The following is a 20,381-nucleotide window of genomic DNA, read 5'->3' as shown; positions in this document are numbered from 1 at the left end:
TTCTCGGAGACCTGAATGGCTGCTACATCTTTCTTTCACGGCGTGACGACCGTGCTGGTCGATACCGGCCCGCGCACGATCGCGGTGCCGTCGACGTCTGTCGTCGGCATCGTCGACACCTACACACCGGGCGTGGGTCTCGTCGCACCCAACGTGCCTGTCCGCATCACGAGCGAATACGACGCGGTCGCCGCATTCGGCGAGACCAGCGCGATCACTCGATCGATTCAAGGCATTTATAGGCAGAGCAAGACGGTCATGGTCGCAGTCGGCGTCGCTGCCAATCAGGACGACGCCGAGCTGACGTCGGCCGTGATCGGTGGCGTCACGGCCGGCGGCGCACGCACCGGTATGCAGGCGCTGGTCGACGGCAAATCGCTGTTCGATCTGCAACCGCGGCTGCTCATCGCACCTGGACACACGGCCAAGCAGCCGGTCGCCACGGCGGCGGATTCGCTCGCTGCGAAGCTGCGCGCGATCGCGATCATCGACGGTCCGAACAAGACCGACGAAGACGCGATCGCGTACGCGAAAAACTTCGGCAGCAAGCGCCTGTACATGGTCGATCCCGGCGTGCGGTATTGGGACACGGCAGTGAACGCCGACGTCGACGCGCCGGCATCGGCATACGCGGCCGGGCTGTTCTGTCAGACCGACGCGGCGATCGGCTTCTGGGCGTCGCCGTCGAACAAGGAGATCGTCGGCATCAGCGGCACGAAGCGCCCGATCGAATTCCTCGACGGCGACGAGACGTGCCGCGCAAACCTGCTGAACAACTCCAAGATCACGACGATCATTCGCGACGGCGGCTATCGACTGTGGGGCAACCGCACGCTGTCGGCGGATCCGAAATGGGCGTTTGTCACGCGCGTGCGGACGCTCGACATCGTCATGGACGCCGTGCAGGCTGGCCACAAATGGGCGGTCGATCGCGGCATCACGGCGACGTACGTGAAGGACGTTACCGAGGGCTTGCAGGCGTTCATGCGCGATTTGCGCAAGCAGGGCGCACTCATCAATTTCGAGGTCTACGCGGATCCGCAGCTCAACACGGCATCGCAGCTCGAGCAGGGCAAGGTGTACTGGAATATCCGATTCACTGACGTCCCGCCCGCCGAAAACCCCATCTTCCGCTTCGAGGTCACGAACCAGTGGCTCACGGAAGTGCTCGACACGCAATCGTAAGAGGTGACACATGGTTCCGGAAACACTGAACAACATGGCGTTATACGTCGACGGGCGCGGCTTCGCGGGCCGCTCGCCGGAAGTCAATCCGCCGAAGCTGAAGCTCAAGACCGAGGACTATCGCGCTGGCGGGATGGATGCCCCGATCAAGGTCGATCAAGGGATGGAAGCCTTGCAAGCTAGCTTCTCGATGGGAAGCCTCGAACGCGATGTGCTGAAGTTCTTCGGGCTGGCCGATGGAAATGCGTTCAATGGCACGTTCCGTGGTGCATTCCGCGACACGAAGGGAAAAGTGAAGGCGGTGGCGGCCATCATGCGCGGGATGCTGTCCGAATACGATCCCGGCAGTTGGAAGCCCGGCGATAAATCGGAGGTCAAGTACACGGTGGAACTGAGCTACTACAAGATGGAAATCGACGGCGCGGTGATTCACGAATTCGACGTATTGAGCATGATCCGCGTGATCGATGGCGTCGACCAGTTGGCTGACGTGCGCAAGGCACTCGGCATGTGACGCCGGTCGGCGAGACGACCAAAGTTACTTTTCAACAATCCACGGGGCGGCCATGCGGTCGCCCCGTTTCGTTTGAGGCACACGATGGAAACAACCAAGATCAAGTTGCGGTATCCGATCAAATTCGATGGCGTGGTTCGCGATGAGCTGGTGATGCGCCGGCCGAAGGTGCGCGACGTTCGCACCGCGAGCAAGCAGGCGGGCGGCGACGACGCGCAAGAAGAAATCATCCTGTTCGCGCTGCTCGCGGATGTGGCTCCCGACGACATGGAAGCGATGGACATGGCCGATTACGAGGCCATGCAGCGTGCATACAGCTCCTTTCGATCCGCTCGTCCGGCTTCCAATCGCGACCGTGAAGGCGCTGGCAAAACGAATGATGCGGGAGTTCAGCGCGACGCCGCAGTCGGTTGACGACATGACGCTCGACGATATGGTGTGGTGGCTAACAGACTGAGCAGGGATTGAGCGGAGGCCGACATGGCACGGGATATTTCACTTGGCATCGTGATCGGCGGTGCCGTGTCGGCGACGCTTGGAAGAGCGCTCGCTGACACGAGCTCGAGAATCGCTGGGTTGCGCAGGGCCGCAAGCGATCGCGGCATGTGGCAACGGCAGATCGGCGAGACCATCCGGCTGCAGGCCGAGTTTCGCCGGTTGCACCTGGCCGGCGATAGCGCAGCTGAAGGGATCCGGCGCAGGCTGGAAACGAACCTGAGCGCGCTGCGCGCTGCCGGGTTCGAGGTGGATCGGCTCGATCGGGCGTATGCGCGCCTCGGCCGCACGATACGCGGGCTGGAACTGCGTGCGCGCGGTCATGAGCGGTTTAATGCGGGTATGGACGGCATGCGCAATGCCGCCGCCGACTCGGCGAAGCTCGGGGCGGCTGTCGCAATTCCGGCCGTCGTGTCCGCACAATATCAGGCAATCATCCGCGACATTGCGATTAAGGCGGGCATCGCGCGTACGGAGCAGGAAAGTGCGATGTCGGATCGGATCCGACGCGACGCGCTGGCGAACGGGATGAACCGCAACGAGCTGGCAGATGCGGTAAACCAGATGGTTGCGGGCGGCATGGACGTTGATCGCGCGCTCAACTTCGGACCAGCCGTTGCGAAGTTCTCGATCGGTCAGGGTGCGTCGAGCGTCGAGACCGCACAGATGATTCAAGCGCTGCAGCAGAACGCCAACATTACGGATCCGAAGGCGATGATGAAGGCCCTTGAGGCGATCGCCTACCTCGGGAAGGAGGGTTCGTTCGAATCGGCCGACATGGCGCGGTGGTTCCCGGTGCTGCTGGCGGAAATGAAGAAGATCGGCATCACAGGGCAGGATTCGGTTACGCAGCTCGGCGCGATGCTGCAGGTCCAGATGAAGACGGCCGGCAATGCCGACGAGGCAGCGAACAACCTGAAGAACTGGTTCTCGAAGATCGGTTCGGGGGAGACCGCGAACAACTACAAGAAAGCCGGCGTCGACTACGACGCCAAGATGAAGGAGGCGATCGGCAAGGGTTGGTCGACGCTCGAGGCATCGTTCGTGCTCGCGCGGTCGTACATCGAGCGTGTCGATCCGAAGAAAGCCGCGCAGTTGGCGGCTGCGGCGAAGCAACTGAACACGGAGCTGGATCCGGCGAAGCGGCAGGCGCAGATGCGGGCCTTCGAGGACACGATGAAGACCGGCGACCTGTTCAATGACATGCAGGTCAAGGCCGCGTTGACCGCCTATATGCAGAACGCCGAGCTGTATCAGAACCTGAAGCGCAACGGGGCGCAGGCAAGCGGCGAAATCGAAAAGGATCTCGCCGACCGTCGCGCGACCTCGAAGCAGATCTGGAGCGAGGTGCTGCAGCAGTGGGACGACGCGATGCGCAGCATTGGCGACGCCCTGCGGCCGATTACGGATCTCGCCGGCAAGGGTGCAAAGAAAGCCGGCGAGAAGGTTCACGAAGCGGTCGATGCGTCGCCCAAGACGGCTGCTGCTGTCGTGGGCGTCATCGGTGCTGCGGTCGCGTATCGCGGAGCGCGTGCGGTGGGGAACCTCGGTCGAGGCCTGTTCGACATGGTGCGCGGGCGCTGGCTCTCTCGCGGCACCAGGGTGCGGCCCGGCGGTGGCGGAGCGGGCGGTGGAGGTGGCGGTCCCGGGTTCGACCCGTTGGGCGGGGCGGCCGGAGGTGTCCAGCGCGTGTTCGTCGTCAACTTCCCGGGTGGCGGAGGTGGGGGCGGCCCCGGAGGCGGTCCGGAGATCTGGGCGGGGGTGGTCCCGGAGGCGGTCCTGGAGGCGGGCCGCCGGGACCGCCTCCACCGCCTCCTCGTGGCCGGTTCGGTCGCGCTCTCGCGGCGCTACGCCGCGTCGCTGGGCGGATTGCGCCGTACGCGGGGAAGATCGCCGTTGCCGCTACCTTGCTGAAGCTCGGACTGGCCGCGAAGAACGCGTATGCGGTTGCGCAGGGCGATGACACGACCGCACACAAGGTCGAGGGGTTCGCGGGCATCGGTGGCAGTCTGGCCGGCGGCTTTGCCGGCGCGAAGCTCGGCGCGGGGATCGGTATGTTCGCCGGCGGTCCGATCGGCGCAGCGGTTGGCGGTGTTGTCGGCGGGGCAATCGGTACGTTCGCCGGGCAAAAGTTATTTGCCACCCTCGCGAGGTGGACGATGGGGAAGAAGGACGAGGAGAGCGACGCAGCCAAGGCGGCGACGAAGGCAGCGTCGGAGGTGAATCCGGATTCGCCGCAGGCCCGGCCGTTCAAGGTGGATCAGCAGAATCAGTTCTCGCCGGTATTCAATGTCAACGTGCAAGGCGTTGCAGACGCGGAGATCGCGGACAAGCTGCTCGCGCAGCTCAATCCGCAGCTCCAGCGTGCCATGTCGGAATCGCTTGAGAAGAGCAATCGGTCGGCGATGTTCGATGCGCCGCATTTGTAAGGGGAAATCGCATGGATTTTGTATCGAGCGTGACGAAGGCGGCGACGCAGGCGAGCATCGCGTCCGAGCGCGTGCGTCAGGTGGTTCGCGTGTTCGACCGGAACCGCGCAGCAAGTCAGAACACCATCAACGTTTTGACGAGGCTGGCCACGGGAAACCTCAAGTCGGCAGCGGACCTGCTGTCAGGCGCCACCAGTTTGCTGTCCGTGGCCGGCGACCTGAGTCCGAAGATCGGCACAGTGCTGCGCAGTTTTTCGGCGACGGGCGCGGCAGTGAACAACGTGCTCAAGATGGTGGGAGCGCTGAATCACCCTCTGATCCGGTCTGCCGCAAAGAGCGTCATGGGTGTATTGAAGGGCGTGCAGACGCAGTTCACTGCGTTGGTCGGCGAGAAGACGATGGGGGCGCTGAAGTCGTTCGCGAAGACGGCCGGTCTCGGCTCGGTTTTCTCTGGCCTGTTTGATGGCGCAAAGTCTTCTACCCCTCATCTGCTGACGCTGTCGGTGGATGACGGCGTCTCGTTCCATTTCGGGTTGTCGACTGCGGCGTTCGACAAGCTGCGGCGCTCGACCCGCTACAAGGTCGCGTCTCAGGAACGCCTGAACCGCGAGGAGGCGGCGCAGGCGGTGAGCCGAGGGGGCGAAACGATCACGCTGTCCGGCGTCGTGTTTCCGGCGCTCGGCGCGGGATTCCGGCAAGTTGAAACGCTGCGCGCGATCGGCGCGAAGATGAAGCCCGTCCAGCTCACGTCCGGCACGGGCGACGTGCTCGGCCGCTGGTATCTGCAGGGCGTCGATGAGGAACAGGAGGCAATCATGTCCGATGGTGCGCCTCGCAAGCAAACCTACAGTCTGGAGTTTGTCCGTTATGGCGAAGACGCTCAGAACCTCTGACGGGGACGTGCTCGACACGCTTTGCTACAAGTACTACGGGACACTGTCCGGCACCGTCGAGGCGGTCTACGAGGCGAATCCGGGGCTGGCGCGAGAAGCGCAGCCGTTCAGATCCGGTGTGCTGATCGTGATGCCGGACCTCGAGGTGCCGCGCGATGAGCCAATCCAGTTGTGGTCGTGAGGGAGGAACAATGCGAGCTATTTTCCAGATCGTCGCGAATGGCGACGACATCACGCGCGTCATTCAGGACCGCGTGCTGCGGATCCAGACGACCGACAAACCCGGCCTCGAGGCGGACGATTGCGAGATCGAGCTGGACGACCGCGACGGCAAGGTGCGATTCCCGCCGAAAGGCGCAACGCTGAAGGTCTCGCTTGGTTGGGAGGGGCAGGGCTTGTCGATGCTCGGCGAGTACGCGATCGACGAGATCGTGCTGCGCGGGCCGCCGGCAACGATGGTCGTTCGCGGTAAGCCGGCGAACATGCGCGCGACGTCGAAAACGCATCGCTACGGCGGCTGGACGAACGTCAAGCTGGCCGACATCGTCGGGGACGTCGCGCGTCGCAATAAGTGGGCGGCTGCGTGTTCGGTCGAGGCCGTCGTGCCGCGTGCGGATCAGTTCGGCGAGAGCGATCTGCATTTCATCACGCGCATCGCGCGGCAGTACGGTGCGACCGCGACGGTGAAGGCGGGCAAGCTGATCGTCGGGCCGATCGGCGGCGGTAAGAGTGCGAGCGGCAAGATGCTGCCGTCAATCGAGCTGACGCCGGCAGATCTTGCCGATTACGAGATCACGTTTCCGGACCGGGCGAGTTTCGTCGCGGTGCGGGCGAAGGTGCACAACGCGAAGACCGGGAAGAAGATCGACCTCACGATTCCGAATCCGGATGCGCCGCCGGGTGCAGCTGCAGTCCATACCGAGCGTCATTCGTACGCCAGTCCGGAGGCCGCGAAGGCGGCAGCGAAATCTCGCCTCGAGAAGCTCAACCGGCATACCGCGAAGAGCGTGCTGCGCATGCGCGGCCGGACTGATATCGCGGCCGAGAAAACCGTGACGCTCAAGGGCTTCAAGCAGGAGGCTGACGGCGCGTTTCTCGTCGAGTCGGTGAAGCATACGTACGCCGGCCGCAGTTGGGAGACGTCGGTGGAGCTGAATGCGGGCAACAAGGGGAAGGCGAAGGCCGGTCACGGCAAGAAGCCGACAAAGAAGATCGATCTGGTCGTGCCAGCGCCGCAGAAGTAACGCACGCGCGGGTCGTTTCTATCAGCCGCCTCGAGGCAACTCGGGCGGCTTTTCTTTTTTTCAACGAGGGTGGGATGCAGGACCACGAAAAGACGATTCTGGAGTTGATCATCATGGGCGGATTGATTGGTATCGCGAAGGTGTTGGTCGGCAGCGAGCAGCTGACGTTCCGGCTCGTTGCCGGTCGGGCCTTGTTGGGTTCGGCGACGTCGATGGTCGCCGGTATCGCGCTGCTGCAGATCCCGGATCTGCCGCCGATGGCGCTGCTCGGCATCGGAAGCGCGCTTGGCATCGTCGGATCGCAGTACGTCGAAGTGTTGCTGCGGCGGAATGCGAAGCGCCTGTTCGGGGAGAAGTGACATGGCCCGAATCGATACCGCCGCGGCTGGCGGCAAGAACCGCGTCGCGTTCCTCGACATGATCGCAGTGAGCGAAATTGGCTCGGCGCTGCTCGCGAAGTCGGACGACGGCTACAACGTGCTGGTCGGCTCGACGCCGTCGCGACCGCTTCTGTTCACGAGCTATGCCACGCATCCGAACGTGCTGAACCGGCAGATCTCGGTGCCGTCGACGGCGGCCGGTCGCTATCAGATCCTCAATCGCTGGTGGCGCATCTATCAGGCGCAGATGAAGCTGCCGGATTTCGGACCGGTCTCACAGGACCGATACGCGCTGCAGCAGCTGCGCGAGCACGGTGCGCTACCGCTGATCGACGCCGGCCGGTTTCGCGAGGCGGTCGCGAAGGTGTCGAACGTGTGGGCCAGCTTGCCGGGTGCCGGATACGGTCAGCATGAAAACCAGATCGAGCATCTGCTGGCGGCGTATCAGGCAGCCGGCGGAGAGGTCGCATGAGCTGGATCGATCCGCGTATCTGGCTGGTCGTGATTGCCGGCATCGTCGCCAGCTCGGCCGGCGGCTATTTCAAGGGACACCGGGACGCCGACCAGTCGGCCAAGGTCGCAGCGCAGGCGAAGCAGATCGTCGAGCTGGCGGCCGAGCGTGATGCATATCACCGCCAATCGGCGGCACAACAGGAGATCGCAACCGATGCTGCGAAAGAACGTGATCAGGCGCGCGGTGATGCCGCCGCTGCTGCTTCTGCTGCTGACGGCCTGCGCAGACAGGTCGCCGCGCTCGTTGTCGGTGTTCGCCGTTCTGCCGCTCCGGCCGGAGGCTCGCCAGCCGGAGACGCCCTCGATCTGCTCGCCGACGTGCTCGGCCGGGCTGATGCGCGAGCGGGAGAGCTGGCAACGATCGCTGACGAGCGAGGCATCGCCGGCCAGCAGTGCGAACGCAGCTACGACGCGCTGACGGGCGACGCGCAAATCAATCAGCCGCGATAGCGCGGCATGCGAGGCCGAGCGGCCTCGAGAGAAACAGGGCGACCGGAGGGCGTGCGCGAACACGCTCGCCGGTCGCCTTTCCACTGTCTGTGCCAGTGAATCGGCCAAAGCCCTGCTACCTACCGGTAGGCGGGCCGGATTCTACACCAAGTTTAAAAACGGCTTTCACAATGGCAAATCCCATCATTCCTTGGATCGGCGGCAAGCGCCGCCTTGCTGACCATCTCATCCCGCGCTTTCCGGCGCACGACTGCTACGTCGAAGTGTTCGCTGGTGGGGCGGCGCTGTACTTTCTACGCCCACCGGCAAAGGTCGAGGTGATCAATGACGTCAACGGCGAGCTGATCAACCTGTACAGGGTCGTGCAACACCACCTGGAGGAGTTCGTGCGGCAGTTCAAGTGGGCGCTCACGAGTCGGCAAGTGTTCGAGTGGCTCAAGCAGACGGTCCCGGAAACCCTCACCGATATCCAGCGTGCAGCCCGGTTCTACTACCTGCAGAAAAGTTGCTTTGGCGGGAAGTTGGAGGGGCAGACGTTCGGAACTGCGACGACAACGCCGCCGGGATTGAATCTGCTGCGCATCGAGGAAGATCTATCGGCTGCGCACCTGCGCTTGGCGAATACGTTCGTGGAGCGCCTCGATTGGGCCGCGTGTATCGATCGGTACGATCGGCCCCACACGCTGTTCTATCTCGATCCGCCGTATTACCAGACTGAAGGGTATGGCGTGGCGTTTTCTTTCGCAGAGTACGAAAAGATGGCCGAGCGGCTTCGATCAATCAAGGGGCGAGCGATCGTGAGCCTCAACGATCATCCCGACATCCGACGCGTGTTCGATGGGTTTCACATCGAGACCGTGCCGATTCAGTACACGGTCGGAGGTGGGAGGGGCGTCGAGCGGAACGAACTGATCATCTTCAACTGGGATGACGCGGCGGAGCCGGTCGGACTCTTCTAGGAGGCAAGGACCGGTATTGATATCAGCGCCGGAAACTGCGGGACGCAATGGTGCGGGGGGTATTGACGAGCGCTCGCCGCTACCAGTGCACTGAGAGGTCACCTGCAGAAATTGACAGTAATTGAAGAGTTACATGGCACTGCCTCTCGACAATCATATGAAGATACGGTATCAACGTCCCAATCAAAAAAACGAGGGCAATCGGAAGTGAAAAGGAGCTACTTGCTCGTCGGCGACAAGTCGAGTTCTGGCGGGGTTGTGACCGCCGGAATCTCGAATACGTCAATCAATGGTCAACAGATGACCCATCTTGGGGCTCCGGTCGCGTGTCCGGCATGCAAATCGGTGGGGCATATCGTGCCAGTCGGCCCGCGTTGGCCGGATGGCTGGATGGGACAGAAGGTCGCCCTGGAGGGGGACAAGGTAGCGTGTGGCTGTCAGCCGATGCCGGTCATGCTTGCCTCGCAGAGCATGATGTTCGAGCAATTCGACGGCGATGGGCTTTCCAGCATGGGTTTTGCCCCCAACTTGGCAGCGCTACCTATCGAGCAATGGTCGTACATTGCATTCAAGGCAAACGATATCGGTTCGCTGGAAGGGCTGCGATGCGTGGCCCATTTCGATGACGGCACAACTGCGACCGGTACCTTTGATCATCAAAATACGGTGCGTTTCGAGAACCCGTCGGGCAAGGTATGTCAGCGGGTCACGGTGTCGGCAGATGCCGATGAGTCGAGTGGCACGTTCTTCGACTCCTACGCCGATACCCTGACAAAATAAGAGGCCCGACATGCCCCATGAGTATCCTGCAATCGCGACGAACGACGACGATTCGATTCACTACACTGGATCCTATCCAGTGAATCAGCAACACCAACTAGATGGGTTGCTCGAAAAATCACTTCAACAGTTCGAAGCGGCGGCGCAGAAGATTGCCGTCGACTTCATCCAGGACGCGAAATTCCGCCAAGAGTACATGCGCCAAATTGCCGAGGTTCCGAAATTGGTACGTGCGGAGGTGGCTGCAGGCCGTGTCGGCCTCGAGGAGGGCGTTCGGTTCGCTCAAACGCTGCGGAACCAGATTATGAAGGAGACTCGCGCAGCAACGTCGGCTGGCACTCTCGCGGTGGCCGAGCGCCACAAGAAGGAGGGGCTTTCTGAGCGATTTCTGCTAGAGCGGTATAGCGTCCTGCAGACTGAACCGGCGGCAAAGAAAATGTCTGTGTTCGAGTTGAAGCAATATGTGACTAATATCGTCGAAGGGCGCTTGCCAAGTGCATTCGATCGATTGAACGCGGAGCAGCGCGCGAAGGTGTACTACGCGATCATTGATGCAAGTGGCCGGGACAGTGTCAAGTTCAGCGGATTGGCCACCAAACTCGCGGCAACCGGTAAGGTGTTCACGGCCATGACTGCGATACTGGCCCTTTATAAGGTTGCGACATCGGGCGACAAAGTTCAGGAGATCAACCGGCAGGGCTCGATTATTGGCGGCTCATTGCTTGGCGGCGCACTCACGGGCGCAGCTGTGTCGACGATTTGCGGTCCCGGTGCGCCGATATGTGCGTTCGTGTTGATTGCCGCTGGTAGCCTTGCGGGCGCGCACTTGGCAGAAAAGGGAAACGAGCTGTATCAGGAAGAACTGCGAGAGTTCATGAAATGGCAGATTCGATAGGCACAATCGAGCGACAGAATTGCTGGCTCACGATGTCGGACTTGTTCGTCGATAACGAGGTGGACTATAGGGGCATCGCAGACTCACTGGTTCAGCATTGTCCGAACATGACGGATGCGGAGTTGAAGCGAACCTACTTCGACGAGGTGGCCCCCGTATTGGGCGGTAACGGCTTGTCGCCGGCACCCGCCGTGTGGACCGGATTTGATGGGGACCAAGTGCTACGGGATATCAGTGGCTGGCTCGCACAGCAGCAGTCTTCGGCCTACTATCGCGCTACCGGTTGTGTGTGGCGGGCCATGTGCCGATTGTTGTTCAAGTCGATATGGTCGGAACTGGAGCGAGAGTTGCTCGCGTCAAGACAAACTAGGTGACCGAAGTCGAGCGGAGCATGGGGGCGCTTTCAAGCGCCCTTACTTGCGCTGTTGTCAGACCTAAAGTTGCTTTGGCTGCCCGAGTCTGCCTGCAGCCCCGACGCGCAAGAGCGAAGTTCGCCTTTCGGTCAGTTGCCGGAGACGACGACCGGCGGCTGCCGGCCATGAGCGGTCATTTGCGGTGGGTTTGCGAACGTCTGTTGACGAGCGACGAGCTGCCATTTTTCAAAGCGACGACCGACGATTCGGCGGACTGACTTACGCCCGACGGTGATTTCCGCTTGAGCGGGCTTAAGTTTCACCGCTGTGACGCCCCACTCATCTTCTATCTAGTTCGGCTTCACGCCAAGTCTCGCCCATGCCATGGGATGAATAAATACTTCCGAGTTGGCCCGAATTTGCCCGTCACCAGGCGCGTTGATATCCATATACGCCCAAATCTGACTATTAAAAGATGCCAGCTTTAGACCCACCACACCTATTGAGTAAAGTGCTTTTATAAGTTCAACACGGAACGCATGAGTGTTATCATTATTTATAAACGCAAATCCGGCCCGAATTACCGGGTCGACGGCATGCTCACCGTCGAAACACTTGGCAATAGCAAACTCGTTGATACGATCTTTGTGGATTTGAGATAATCTAAATTTAGATGGCATTTGCTCTATCAGTGGCAAATATTCCAAGAAATCCGGAAAATGAGAAGTCCACTCGAAACTTAGTGCATTCATTCGCGCCGTCGAATATTCTATTTCCGCATTTCGAACTGTCTGAACTGTAACCTGCCCCTTACCCTCTGAGCGCTTTAAGCATTCGTTTATAAATGAGATCGCGTCTCTCGGGCGGTAGTGAGTTCGCTCTAGCAGATAATCAACGAATGCCTCTTTTCCAACCGTTTTTGGAAACAAATCTACTAGTTCAATTGGTGATAAAGTATATTGCTCCCGCACCAGCCGTATAATGCGCTCATTGAGCATCTTTATCAAAAGGGTTTTTTCCCACCGGAGTTGCAAAAAAAGCGCAGCGTACTTTTCCTCTTGGAACCCCGCATCGCGGGTCCTTTCAAACACTGTTTGAACAAGATCTTGACGCAAAGCCACAATTATTTTTACATTCACAATACTTCGAAAGGTCTTCACACATTCAATCAAAGCACGAATTAGTCTGTACCGGAGATCGTCATCAACCCAGTTTTCATCAAGACGATCAATAACAAGGTAATATTTTTGCTGAGGGTCCGTAAATATCTCTTCGTTCATTAATGCGATCACGTCGGCAAGCGCTTTAATTTGAATCGAATTTATAACGGTCTGCGCCTTGTTAACAACTTCCGTCTTACGCTCATCCATCCTTTTGAGGCTACCGCTTACATCCGCCTTCAATGCGCCGATTTCCGCCCCAAGCTTCGACGTGATTTCCCCCTCAAGCTTTTCGGTAACTTCCTTCACCCGATATTCGGTCTCTTGCCAAAAAGTATCGCCCCATGTAGATAAGTAGTTAAAAGCGCGCTCCTTGGCTTGATCTTTTCGCTTCAGTGTAGGAATAAACCCAGCGATCCAGCTACGCGTCTTCTCTTCGTTAGTGAGATGGCAACGTCGCTTTAGTAGCTCAACGGCAAATACATGCTTCCAAAGCAATCCGTAGAAAATATCCAGCTTAACCCCGGCTTTTTCTAGGGTAACAAGAATATCGGAATTTGAAAGATAATTAAGGGAAAGGTTTTCCGGAGATACTACGATGACGTTAGTTATATTTTCAATCAAATGATTGATCAGTGCAGTCTTCCCTGATCCCGTCCGCCCGACAATTATGCGGTGTGGAGATCGGCAGTCTTTTAGCGTCTCGAAGTCTCCCGTATCCACGAAACAGGACGACAAAAAATCGCCGTCTGACTCGGCGTCAAGCTCGCCGATTGATGCGCCGCGGCGAAGCCGAAAGTGAAAGCCGTGATTGGTTTCTATCATTTCAGTTCGAGTTTTTGTGTCGTTTTATCACTTCGCTTGGCGCATGGCGTGACTCTGCAAACGAAGGCTTTCAGCGTACAGAATATCGGAAAGTGTGTAGCGAACAAACTACCATGATCTGAAAAACGAAAAGGAGTCGGCTTCGGTGACGGCGGGAAGGTGCTGCGTCGCGCGCGAGGGCACCTCAGTTCGTTTCGCTGAGTATGCCAAGCTTGGCTTCCATCCGCAAAGCTTTTCCACTCGGTGCAGATCCATCCGATATTCGCTGGCGCCACCGTTCGACGGAATAGAGCTAATCCTTAAACAAGAGTTGTCAAGGCCCCCGCGGGGGCGTAGTCGGGAGGGTAAGGACCGTTATTGGTGAGGCCGAGACATTCGGAGAAGCTCATCTACGGGCTGCAATGGGTCGGTAACTGCCGGTGCCGAAATGGGCGAGCGTAGGTCTTGGCGTAGATTTGTTCGCTAGGCCTTGTCAGATAAAGCAAAGGTACTGCTGCATCATCGGGCATTGATGGCCTAGCTGCGGGCCAGCGCTTCTTCTTCGACGTCGCTAAGCCAGTCTGCCCAAGCTTGCATCATCTCCCGTCGCTCGGGGAGGTACTTTGCGTGATTGTACGTAGAGCGCGTCTTGTCCTTGTCCTTGTGTGAAAGCTGCATTTCAACGACTTCGTCCTTCCAGCCCATCTCATGTAGGTGCGTGGACGCGGTGGCTCGAAAGTCGTGGCCAGTTATCGGCTCGGGGTTGTCCGGGACCATGTAGTCGATTGCCCTGTTGATCGTTGCGCGGCTCATATGGGGGAGCTTTCGATTGCTATGAAGAATCGGCAGGATGTATCCGCGGTTGCCGTACATCTCCTGTAACTCCCGTAGTAAGGTTAGCGCTTGTTTTGGCAACGGAACGATGTGCAACCGCCGTGATTTGATCTTCTCCGGCGGTACTTTCCACTCGGCTGCGCCCAGGTCGATTTCTTCCCACCGTGCTCTACAAAGCTCGATCGTCCGTGGAAACAGGATCATCAGCAGCCGGATCGCGATCACGGTGCGCTTGCTCTTATAGGTCGGGAACAGCCGGAACAATGTCTTCAGTTCGTCGCGACTCAGTGGTCGGGCGTTCTCAGTCGGCGGTTTAACAACGGATCCACGCAAGACAGATGCAGGGTCTGAATCAGCCCGAAGGGTTATAACCGCATACTGAAAAACATTCGATACGTACTGGCGCAGTTTGATCGCGACGGACGGGGAGCCGCGCTCTTCGACTCGGCGCACCAAGGAAAGCACGTCATGCGCCGTGATCGAGCGCATGGGACGGCTGCCGATGTAGGGGTAAGCATCGGCGTCAAGCATGCGCAAAATTTCGCCATAGTGACGCTCTGTCCACGATTTTTTCTTCTTCGCAAGCCATTCGTCGCTGACTGCTTGGAAAGTTGCTTTGCCTTCGTTGATGGTCTTGGAAAGCACTTCCTGTCGCGCGTGAGAAGGGTGCAAGCCCTTCTTGACGAGTGCGCGAGCATCGTCTCGTGCCCGGCGAGCGTCTTGCAGACTGATGGCGGGGTAGTCGCCGATCGCGAACAGGTTCTCCTTCCCGGCAATCCTGTATCGGTATCGCCAGAGCTTGGAGCCGGACGGGCGAACCTCAAGATACAGTCCATTGGTGTCGGTAAGTTTGGTAGGCTTGGTAGTTGCCTTCGCCTGCCGGATCTTGATGTCGGTAAGTGGCACGGTGAAAAAGCGGGTATCGTTGTTGGAAGAGTGAAATGATACCCGCTTTGATACCCGCTTTTTTCTCGGCTGCGCACGATTTTCAGCGAACGCGGGCGAACGGTGAAGTGCCGGGAAATACCCGGCCAGCAAGGACATTGGCCGAATTGGCGAACCATCACGAACTGGAGCGAACGAAGTGATCCGACATATCGTAATGTGGAAACTGAAGGAAACCGCGGAAGGCGCGACGCGCGCGCAGAACGCGCTCAGGCTCAAGGAGAAGCTCGAAGCGTGCCGCGACATCGTGCCGGGCATTCTTCATCTCGAAGTCGGTCTCGCGACGCCGGGCCTCGAAGCGACCTACGACGTCGTGCTGGTGTCCGACTTCGTCGACCAGGCCGCGCTCGACGCGTACCAGGTGCATCCGGTGCACGAGGCGGTGAAGCAGTTCATCGGCGCGGTGCGCGAAGCGCGCCAGTGCATCGACTACCTCGTCGACGCGGCATGATGAGCGGCGCAGCACAGCAGGCGGGCGGACCGCAGATCGAGAGCCCGTTCGTCGACATGCTCGGCGTGCAGCTCGTGTCCGCGAAGGACGGCAACAGCGAGATCCTGTTGCCGCTCGACGAACGGCACATGAACACGTGGAGCATCGCGCACGGCGGCGTGACGATGACGCTCGCGGACGTCGCGCTCGCGATGGCCGCGCGCAGCCTGACCGACGACGGCGTAGGCGTCGTCACGGTCGAGATGAAGGTGAACTTCATGCAGCCGGGGCGCGGCGAGTTGCGCGCATACGGGCGCGTGATGCACCGCTCGACGACGATGGCGTACTGCGAAGGCGAGGTGCGCGACAGCGAAGGGCACTTCGTCGCGAAGGCGCTCGGCACGTTCAAGTACATGAGGCGGCTCGCGGTAGGCCGCGACATCCGCCAGCAACGCAACCGCACCGTGCCGGACGCGCATCCGGGCCCGAGCGACGCGTAAGCCTGGCGACACGCGGCCCTGCCTGTCCGGCAGGGCCGTTCTTTCTCGCGGCGCGCGTCCCGCGCGGCCGCGAGGCATGGGACTGGAGGCAGCGATGAGCGTCATCAACCGTCAGATCCTGCTCGTGTCGCGTCCGCAGGGCGCGGCGAGCGTCGACAACTTCCGGCTCGTCGAGACCCCGCTCGCGCCGCTCGCCAACGGCGAAGTGCGCGTGCGCAATCACTTCCTGTCGCTCGATCCGTACATGCGCGGCCGCATGAGCGACGCGAAGTCGTATGCGCAACCGCAGCCGCTGAACGAAGTGATGATCGGCGGCACGGCGGGCGAGGTGATCGAGTCGCGGCATCCCGGGTTTGCGGTCGGCGATCGCGTGGTCGGCGCGCTCGGCTGGCAGGAATACGGCACGTCGAACGGCCACGGGCTGCGCAAGGTCGATACGTCGCGCGTGCCGCTGTCGGCGAGCCTCGGCGTGACCGGGATGCCGGGCGTCACGGCGTGGTACGGGCTGAACCGGATCATCGTGCCGAAGGCGGGCGAAACGGTCGTCGTGAGCGCGGCGAGCGGCGCGGTCGGCAGCGTCGTCGGCCAGCTCGCGAAGCGCGCCGGGTGCCGCGCGGTCGGCATCGCAGGCGGTCCTGACAAGTGCCGCTACGTCGTCGAGGCGCTCGGCTTCGACGCGTGCGTCGACTACAAGGCGGGCCGGCTGGTCGACGACCTCGCGGCCGCGACGCCCGACGGCGTCGACGGGTGCTTCGAGAACGTCGGCGGCGCGGTGCTCGACGCGACGATGGCGCGGATGAATGCGTTCGGCCGCATCGCCGTGTGCGGGATGATCGCCGCGTACGACGGCGCGAGCGCGCCGTTGGCGGCGCCGGCGCTGATCCTGCGCTCGCGGCTGAAAATGCAGGGCTTCATCGTGTTCGAGCATCCTGACGCGTGGCCGCCTGCGCTCGCGGAGCTGACCGAGCTCGTCGCGTCGAAACACCTGCACTACCGCGAGTCGATCGCGTACGGGCTCGAGCGCGCACCCGAAGCGTTCCTCGGGATGCTGAAAGGCCACAACTTCGGCAAGCAGCTCGTGCAGCTCATATGACGCGGGCGTGGCATGATACGGCGCTTGTCGACCGTTCCCGCGCCGTTGACGCGCCCGCTTGCCGATGCCGCTGAATCCGAAGATCGCCCAGATACTCGACATGGTCGAGCGGGCCAAACGTCCGTCCTATCATCATCAGACGCCGCAGCAGGCGCGCGCGGCGTATGAAAAGAGCGCGCCGATCCTCGACGTCGCGCAGGCGCCGATGCATTCGGTCGAGGACTGCGTCGTGCCGACGCGCGACGGCCGTTCGATCGGCGCGCGCCTGTATCTGCCGGTCGCGCCGAGCCTCGCGGAGCCGCTGCCGGCGCTCGTGTACTACCACGGCGGCGGCTTCACGGTCGGCAGCATCGATACGCATGACGCGCTGTGCCGGATGTTCGCGCGCGACGGGCAATGCGCGGTGCTGTCGGTCGGCTACCGGCTCGCGCCGGAGCACAGGTTTCCGACCGCGGCGAACGACGCGGACGACGCGCTGCGCTGGCTGCATCGCGAGGCGGGCGCGTTCGGCATCGACGCGGCGCGGCTCGCGGTCGGCGGCGACAGCGCAGGCGGCACGCTCGCGACCGTCTGCGCGGTGCTCGCGCGCGACGCGGGCATCCGGCTCGCGCTGCAACTGCTGATCTATCCCGGCCTGAGCGGCCACCAGCAGACCGATTCGCATGCGCGGCTCGCGAACGGCTATCTGCTGTCGCAGGACACGATCCAGTGGTTCTTCTCGCAATACGTGCGCGATCCGTCCGATCGCGACGACTGGCGTTTCGCGCCGCTCGACGGCACGCGCGGCGCGCCGTCGTTCGCGGGCGTCGCGCCGGCGTGGATCGCGACCGCCGAATACGATCCGTTGAGCGACGAGGGCGTCGCGTATGCGGACAAGCTGCGCGCGGCCGGCAATGCGGTCACGCTGACCTGCTATGCGGGGATGATTCACGAATTCTTCAAGATGGGCGGCTACGTGCCCGAAGTGCTCGCCGCGCATGCGGATGCGGTCGCGGCGCTGAAGGCGGCATTCGACGACGCTTGACGACATTTGACGGCGGCTCGGCCGCGCGGAGGATGCGCAATGACGAACTGCGAGGTGCAGACGGGCGACTGGACGACGCTGGGCGGCGACGCCGCGCGCATTCGCGACGCGGTGTTCGTGCGCGAGCAGCGCATTCCGCCGGAGTGGGAGATCGACGACGACGATCCGCTGTCGCGCCATGCCGTCGCGTACCGGATCGACGCGGCGACGGGCGCGCGCCGCGCGATCGCGACCGGGCGGCTGCTGCCGTCGGGCATGATCGGGCGGGTCGCGGTGCTGGCCGACGCGCGCGGGCAGGGCGCCGGCTCGGTGGTGCTGCAGGCGCTGCTGGACGAGGCGCGGCGCCGTGGCGAGCCGGTCGTGCGGCTCTATGCGCAGGAAACGGCCGTGCCGTTCTACGTGCGGCATGGCTTCTCGACGATCGGTGAATGGTTCGTCGAGGTCGGCGTGCGGCACGTCGAGATGACGCGCGCGCCGTGAGCGTCGCGCGCGTCAGCGCGCCTGCGTCGCGTCGATGTCGAACGTGAACGCGCGCTCGAACGCGCCGGGACGGACGATGCGGTGCGAGCCGTCATCGTCGCAGCGCTCCTTGATTTCCACCGTCAGCCGCACGCCTTCCTTCATCGTGACCCGCAGCGCGGTGGTGCCGCGCGTGCCGTATTCGGGCGTCTCGATGAACGCGGCGGACAGCGCGCGCTCGCGCTCGAGCGGGATGCCCGTGTGCGGCAGCACGTCGTCCGCGGCGATGTGCGGGTCGCGCATCAGCGCGATCAGGTCGTCGAGCGGGGGTGTCGGGTCGTCGGTCAGCAGCGTGCCGAGTTCGGCGCGCTTGCGCACGACTTTCGGCCAGGGCGTGTCGAGCCGCCCATTCGACAGCGCGTGCACGCCGGCCGGCACGAGCGCGGGCGCGTCGACGCCGGCCGCGTCTTCCGCCGCGCGGTTGCAGAACCATGCGAACTCGCGCCGCTTCCAGTCGCCGACCAGCAGGTTGAAGCCGTTGTAGACCGCCGCATGCTCGGCGAGCCGTGCGAGGTAGTCGAGCGGTGCGACCGGCTGCCCGCCGAGGTAGTCGGACACGAGCTTGCCGCGGGTCGGCGCGCCCGCGCGGATGTCGAACGGCGCGCGGTAGTTCGTGAGCGCCGCGAAGCGGCCGTCGCGCGACACGCCGAGCCATGTGCCGCCGGCTTCGAGATCGCGGCCGGCCAGCAGGCCGGGCACATCCTCCCACCACGACAGCGGCGCACTGGTGCGACGGAAGAACTCGTCGCGGTTGGCGACCAGAGTGAACACGGGACCGGCGGCGGCATCGGGCTGCCAGTCGAAGGCAATCAGACACATCGGGCAAATCTCTCGCTTCAAACCTCGGCCGCCGGCCGCACAGCGCGGGCCGGCGCCTGAACAGGGGGATGGCCGGTCAAGCCTCCGTCGGCCATGCGTAGGGCAGCGGCTCGAACGTGAGCGCCGGGCCGTTGGCCGCGCCGAGATGGACGCTGCCGCTTTCCAGCGCGGCGAGCTTGATCTCGACGAGTGCGTCGACGCCGCCGGCCGGTGCGGCCGCCGCGTTCACGACCATCCCGCACGGCTGGCCGGGGTCGTCGCTGTGGAACAGCTCGATGCCGGCGCGCACCGCGTCGGTGTCGCCCGCGGCGTGCGCGAGCGCGGTGCGGCGCTTGATCGTGCCGCGATACTGGCTGCGGGCGACGATTTCCTGGCCCGGATAGCAGCCCTTGCGAAAATTCACCGCGCCGATCACGTCGAAATTGATCATCTGCGGCACGAACTGCTCGACGGCCGGCTGCGTGACGCGCGGCTCGCCCGCGCGGATGTCGAGCCAGTCCCACACGGCCGGCGACACGGCGGGCAGCTTGCCGTCGAGCGCAGCGAGGCGCGCGTCGACTTCCGCGCGCGGCCCGATCCACAGGTAGCGCCGCTTGCCGGCGGCGTCCGGCATGCGGATCAGCGCGCCGGCGGGACCGTCAACCTTCACGTGCACGCCGTCCGGCAGCGCGTCGAAGATGCCCGACAGCGCGGCGCGCACGTCGCCGGCGAAGCCGACCACGGCAAGCGCGTCGCTGGCGTCTGCGAGCTTCGCCTTCGCGCGCAGCACGAACATCGACAGCCGCTTCTGCACCGCGGCCTGTACGTCCTTCGAGACCAGCAGGCGCACGTCATGGCCGGACCGCCACGCGAGGAACGACGCGAGCAGGCGCCCCTTCGCCGAGCAGTAGCCGGCGAGCCGCGCGCTCGCGGCGTCGAGGTGCTCGATGTCGTTGGTCAGCTGGGTGTGCAGGAACGTCGCGGCATCGTCGCCGGCGACGTCGATCACGCCGAACTGCGGGAGCGGCATGTACGCGCCCGCCGCGTCGAAATCGGCGGCCGGCGGACGGGGGAACACGGGAAGCGGGACGGGTGCGGCCTGGGCAGCCGGTGAAGCGAACGGTGTGCTCATGGAATGAGGGAACAGTCAACCCTGACTTTGACGGAGGCGAGCAAGTATTATA

22 protein-coding genes and 1 pseudogene are annotated in these 20,381 nt (G+C 62.3%); 19 read left to right on the top strand and 4 right to left on the bottom strand.

The window, feature by feature from the left end; genetic code table 11:
• Positions 1 to 15: 15 nt before the first annotated feature.
• The 14 genes and pseudogenes from ACFIMZ_RS11400 (at position 16) to ACFIMZ_RS11335 (ending at position 11,111) form a co-directional block, all read left to right on the top strand.
• Entirely contained in the window at positions 16 to 1,185 is a 1,170-nt protein-coding gene (locus ACFIMZ_RS11400; RefSeq protein WP_431819609.1) for a phage tail sheath subtilisin-like domain-containing protein, read from the top strand.
• Positions 1,186 to 1,195: 10 nt separating this feature from the next.
• Positions 1,196 to 1,699 carry a phage major tail tube protein gene (locus ACFIMZ_RS11395; protein WP_060132648.1) on the top strand — a complete coding sequence of 168 codons (504 nt, stop codon included), beginning with the start codon at positions 1,196 to 1,198 and terminating at the stop codon, positions 1,697 to 1,699.
• Between the two features lie 84 nt (positions 1,700 to 1,783).
• Positions 1,784 to 2,113 carry a phage tail assembly protein gene (locus ACFIMZ_RS11390; RefSeq protein ID WP_431819608.1) on the top strand — a complete coding sequence of 110 codons (330 nt, stop codon included), beginning with the start codon at positions 1,784 to 1,786 and terminating at the stop codon, positions 2,111 to 2,113.
• A gap of 66 nt (positions 2,114 to 2,179) precedes the next feature.
• Positions 2,180 to 4,623, top strand: a pseudogene (locus ACFIMZ_RS11385) (phage tail tape measure protein).
• 11 nt (positions 4,624 to 4,634) lie between these two features.
• Positions 4,635 to 5,516, top strand: coding sequence for a phage tail protein (locus ACFIMZ_RS11380; protein WP_431819607.1), 882 nt, complete (start codon positions 4,635 to 4,637; stop codon positions 5,514 to 5,516).
• Positions 5,491 to 5,697 carry a tail protein X gene (locus tag ACFIMZ_RS11375; protein ID WP_431819606.1) on the top strand — a complete coding sequence of 69 codons (207 nt, stop codon included), beginning with the start codon at positions 5,491 to 5,493 and terminating at the stop codon, positions 5,695 to 5,697. Before ACFIMZ_RS11380 ends, ACFIMZ_RS11375 begins: the two co-directional genes overlap by 26 nt.
• A gap of 10 nt (positions 5,698 to 5,707) precedes the next feature.
• Positions 5,708 to 6,760, top strand: a complete 1,053-nt coding sequence (locus ACFIMZ_RS11370) for a phage late control D family protein (protein ID WP_431819605.1) — start codon at positions 5,708 to 5,710, stop codon at positions 6,758 to 6,760.
• Between the two features lie 74 nt (positions 6,761 to 6,834).
• Complete coding sequence (locus ACFIMZ_RS11365; protein WP_431819604.1) at positions 6,835 to 7,119, top strand: holin; 285 nt, start codon at positions 6,835 to 6,837, stop codon at positions 7,117 to 7,119.
• Between the two features lies 1 nt (position 7,120).
• Positions 7,121 to 7,612: a glycoside hydrolase family 24 protein gene (locus ACFIMZ_RS11360; protein ID WP_431819603.1), complete on the top strand. Its 492-nt coding sequence runs from the start codon at positions 7,121 to 7,123 to the stop codon at positions 7,610 to 7,612.
• Entirely contained in the window at positions 7,609 to 8,103 is a 495-nt protein-coding gene (locus tag ACFIMZ_RS11355; protein WP_431819602.1) for a DUF2514 family protein, read from the top strand. Before ACFIMZ_RS11360 ends, ACFIMZ_RS11355 begins: the two co-directional genes overlap by 4 nt.
• A 170-nt stretch (positions 8,104 to 8,273) precedes the next feature.
• The gene (locus ACFIMZ_RS11350; protein ID WP_431819601.1) at positions 8,274 to 9,062 is read left to right on the top strand and encodes a DNA adenine methylase; all 789 of its coding nucleotides are present in this window, start codon (positions 8,274 to 8,276) and stop codon (positions 9,060 to 9,062) included.
• A gap of 222 nt (positions 9,063 to 9,284) precedes the next feature.
• On the top strand, positions 9,285 to 9,842 hold the full coding sequence (locus ACFIMZ_RS11345) for a PAAR domain-containing protein (RefSeq protein WP_431819600.1): 558 nt from the start codon (positions 9,285 to 9,287) through the stop codon (positions 9,840 to 9,842).
• 79 nt (positions 9,843 to 9,921) lie between these two features.
• Positions 9,922 to 10,737 (top strand): hypothetical protein, encoded by an 816-nt coding sequence (locus ACFIMZ_RS11340; protein WP_431819599.1) that lies wholly within the window; start codon positions 9,922 to 9,924, stop codon positions 10,735 to 10,737.
• Positions 10,722 to 11,111, top strand: coding sequence for a DUF7079 family protein (locus ACFIMZ_RS11335; protein ID WP_431819598.1), 390 nt, complete (start codon positions 10,722 to 10,724; stop codon positions 11,109 to 11,111). The genes ACFIMZ_RS11340 and ACFIMZ_RS11335 overlap by 16 nt, the downstream gene beginning before the upstream one ends.
• Positions 11,112 to 11,440: 329 nt before the next feature.
• Here ACFIMZ_RS11335 and ACFIMZ_RS11330 read toward each other — a convergent pair whose 3' ends face one another.
• Together ACFIMZ_RS11330 and ACFIMZ_RS11325 are read right to left on the bottom strand one after the other, a co-directional pair.
• Entirely contained in the window at positions 11,441 to 13,075 is a 1,635-nt protein-coding gene (locus ACFIMZ_RS11330; protein WP_431819597.1) for a P-loop ATPase, Sll1717 family, read from the bottom strand.
• A gap of 516 nt (positions 13,076 to 13,591) precedes the next feature.
• On the bottom strand, positions 13,592 to 14,932 hold the full coding sequence (locus ACFIMZ_RS11325) for a tyrosine-type recombinase/integrase (protein ID WP_431819596.1): 1,341 nt from the start codon (positions 14,930 to 14,932) through the stop codon (positions 13,592 to 13,594).
• Between the two features lie 40 nt (positions 14,933 to 14,972).
• Here ACFIMZ_RS11325 and ACFIMZ_RS11320 point away from each other — a divergent pair, with 40 nt between their 5' ends.
• The 5 genes from ACFIMZ_RS11320 to ACFIMZ_RS11300 all read left to right on the top strand — a co-directional run bounded on the left by ACFIMZ_RS11320 (position 14,973) and on the right by ACFIMZ_RS11300 (position 18,360).
• Positions 14,973 to 15,284: a Dabb family protein gene (locus ACFIMZ_RS11320; RefSeq protein ID WP_431819595.1), complete on the top strand. Its 312-nt coding sequence runs from the start codon at positions 14,973 to 14,975 to the stop codon at positions 15,282 to 15,284.
• Positions 15,284 to 15,763: a PaaI family thioesterase gene (locus ACFIMZ_RS11315; protein ID WP_431819594.1), complete on the top strand. Its 480-nt coding sequence runs from the start codon at positions 15,284 to 15,286 to the stop codon at positions 15,761 to 15,763. The genes ACFIMZ_RS11320 and ACFIMZ_RS11315 overlap by 1 nt, the downstream gene beginning before the upstream one ends.
• A 94-nt stretch (positions 15,764 to 15,857) precedes the next feature.
• Positions 15,858 to 16,856, top strand: coding sequence for an NADP-dependent oxidoreductase (locus ACFIMZ_RS11310; RefSeq protein WP_431819593.1), 999 nt, complete (start codon positions 15,858 to 15,860; stop codon positions 16,854 to 16,856).
• 64 nt (positions 16,857 to 16,920) lie between these two features.
• On the top strand, positions 16,921 to 17,880 hold the full coding sequence (locus ACFIMZ_RS11305; RefSeq protein WP_431819592.1) for an alpha/beta hydrolase: 960 nt from the start codon (positions 16,921 to 16,923) through the stop codon (positions 17,878 to 17,880).
• Positions 17,881 to 17,919: 39 nt separating this feature from the next.
• A complete protein-coding gene (locus ACFIMZ_RS11300; protein WP_431819591.1) occupies positions 17,920 to 18,360 on the top strand; it encodes a GNAT family N-acetyltransferase in 441 nt (146 codons plus the stop codon).
• Between the two features lie 12 nt (positions 18,361 to 18,372).
• Here the strand turns inward: ACFIMZ_RS11300 and ACFIMZ_RS11295 are convergent, their stop codons facing one another.
• A complete protein-coding gene (locus ACFIMZ_RS11295; protein ID WP_431819590.1) occupies positions 18,373 to 19,218 on the bottom strand; it encodes an NRDE family protein in 846 nt (281 codons plus the stop codon).
• A 76-nt stretch (positions 19,219 to 19,294) separates the two neighbouring features.
• Positions 19,295 to 20,329: a YgfZ/GcvT domain-containing protein gene (locus ACFIMZ_RS11290; protein ID WP_431819589.1), complete on the bottom strand. Its 1,035-nt coding sequence runs from the start codon at positions 20,327 to 20,329 to the stop codon at positions 19,295 to 19,297.
• Positions 20,330 to 20,381 lie beyond the last annotated feature (52 nt).

This window comes from Burkholderia sp. F1 (genome assembly GCF_050813845.1).
GTDB lineage: Bacteria > Pseudomonadota > Gammaproteobacteria > Burkholderiales > Burkholderiaceae > Burkholderia > Burkholderia ubonensis.
This window is presented reverse-complemented; position numbering and strand designations above follow the sequence as displayed.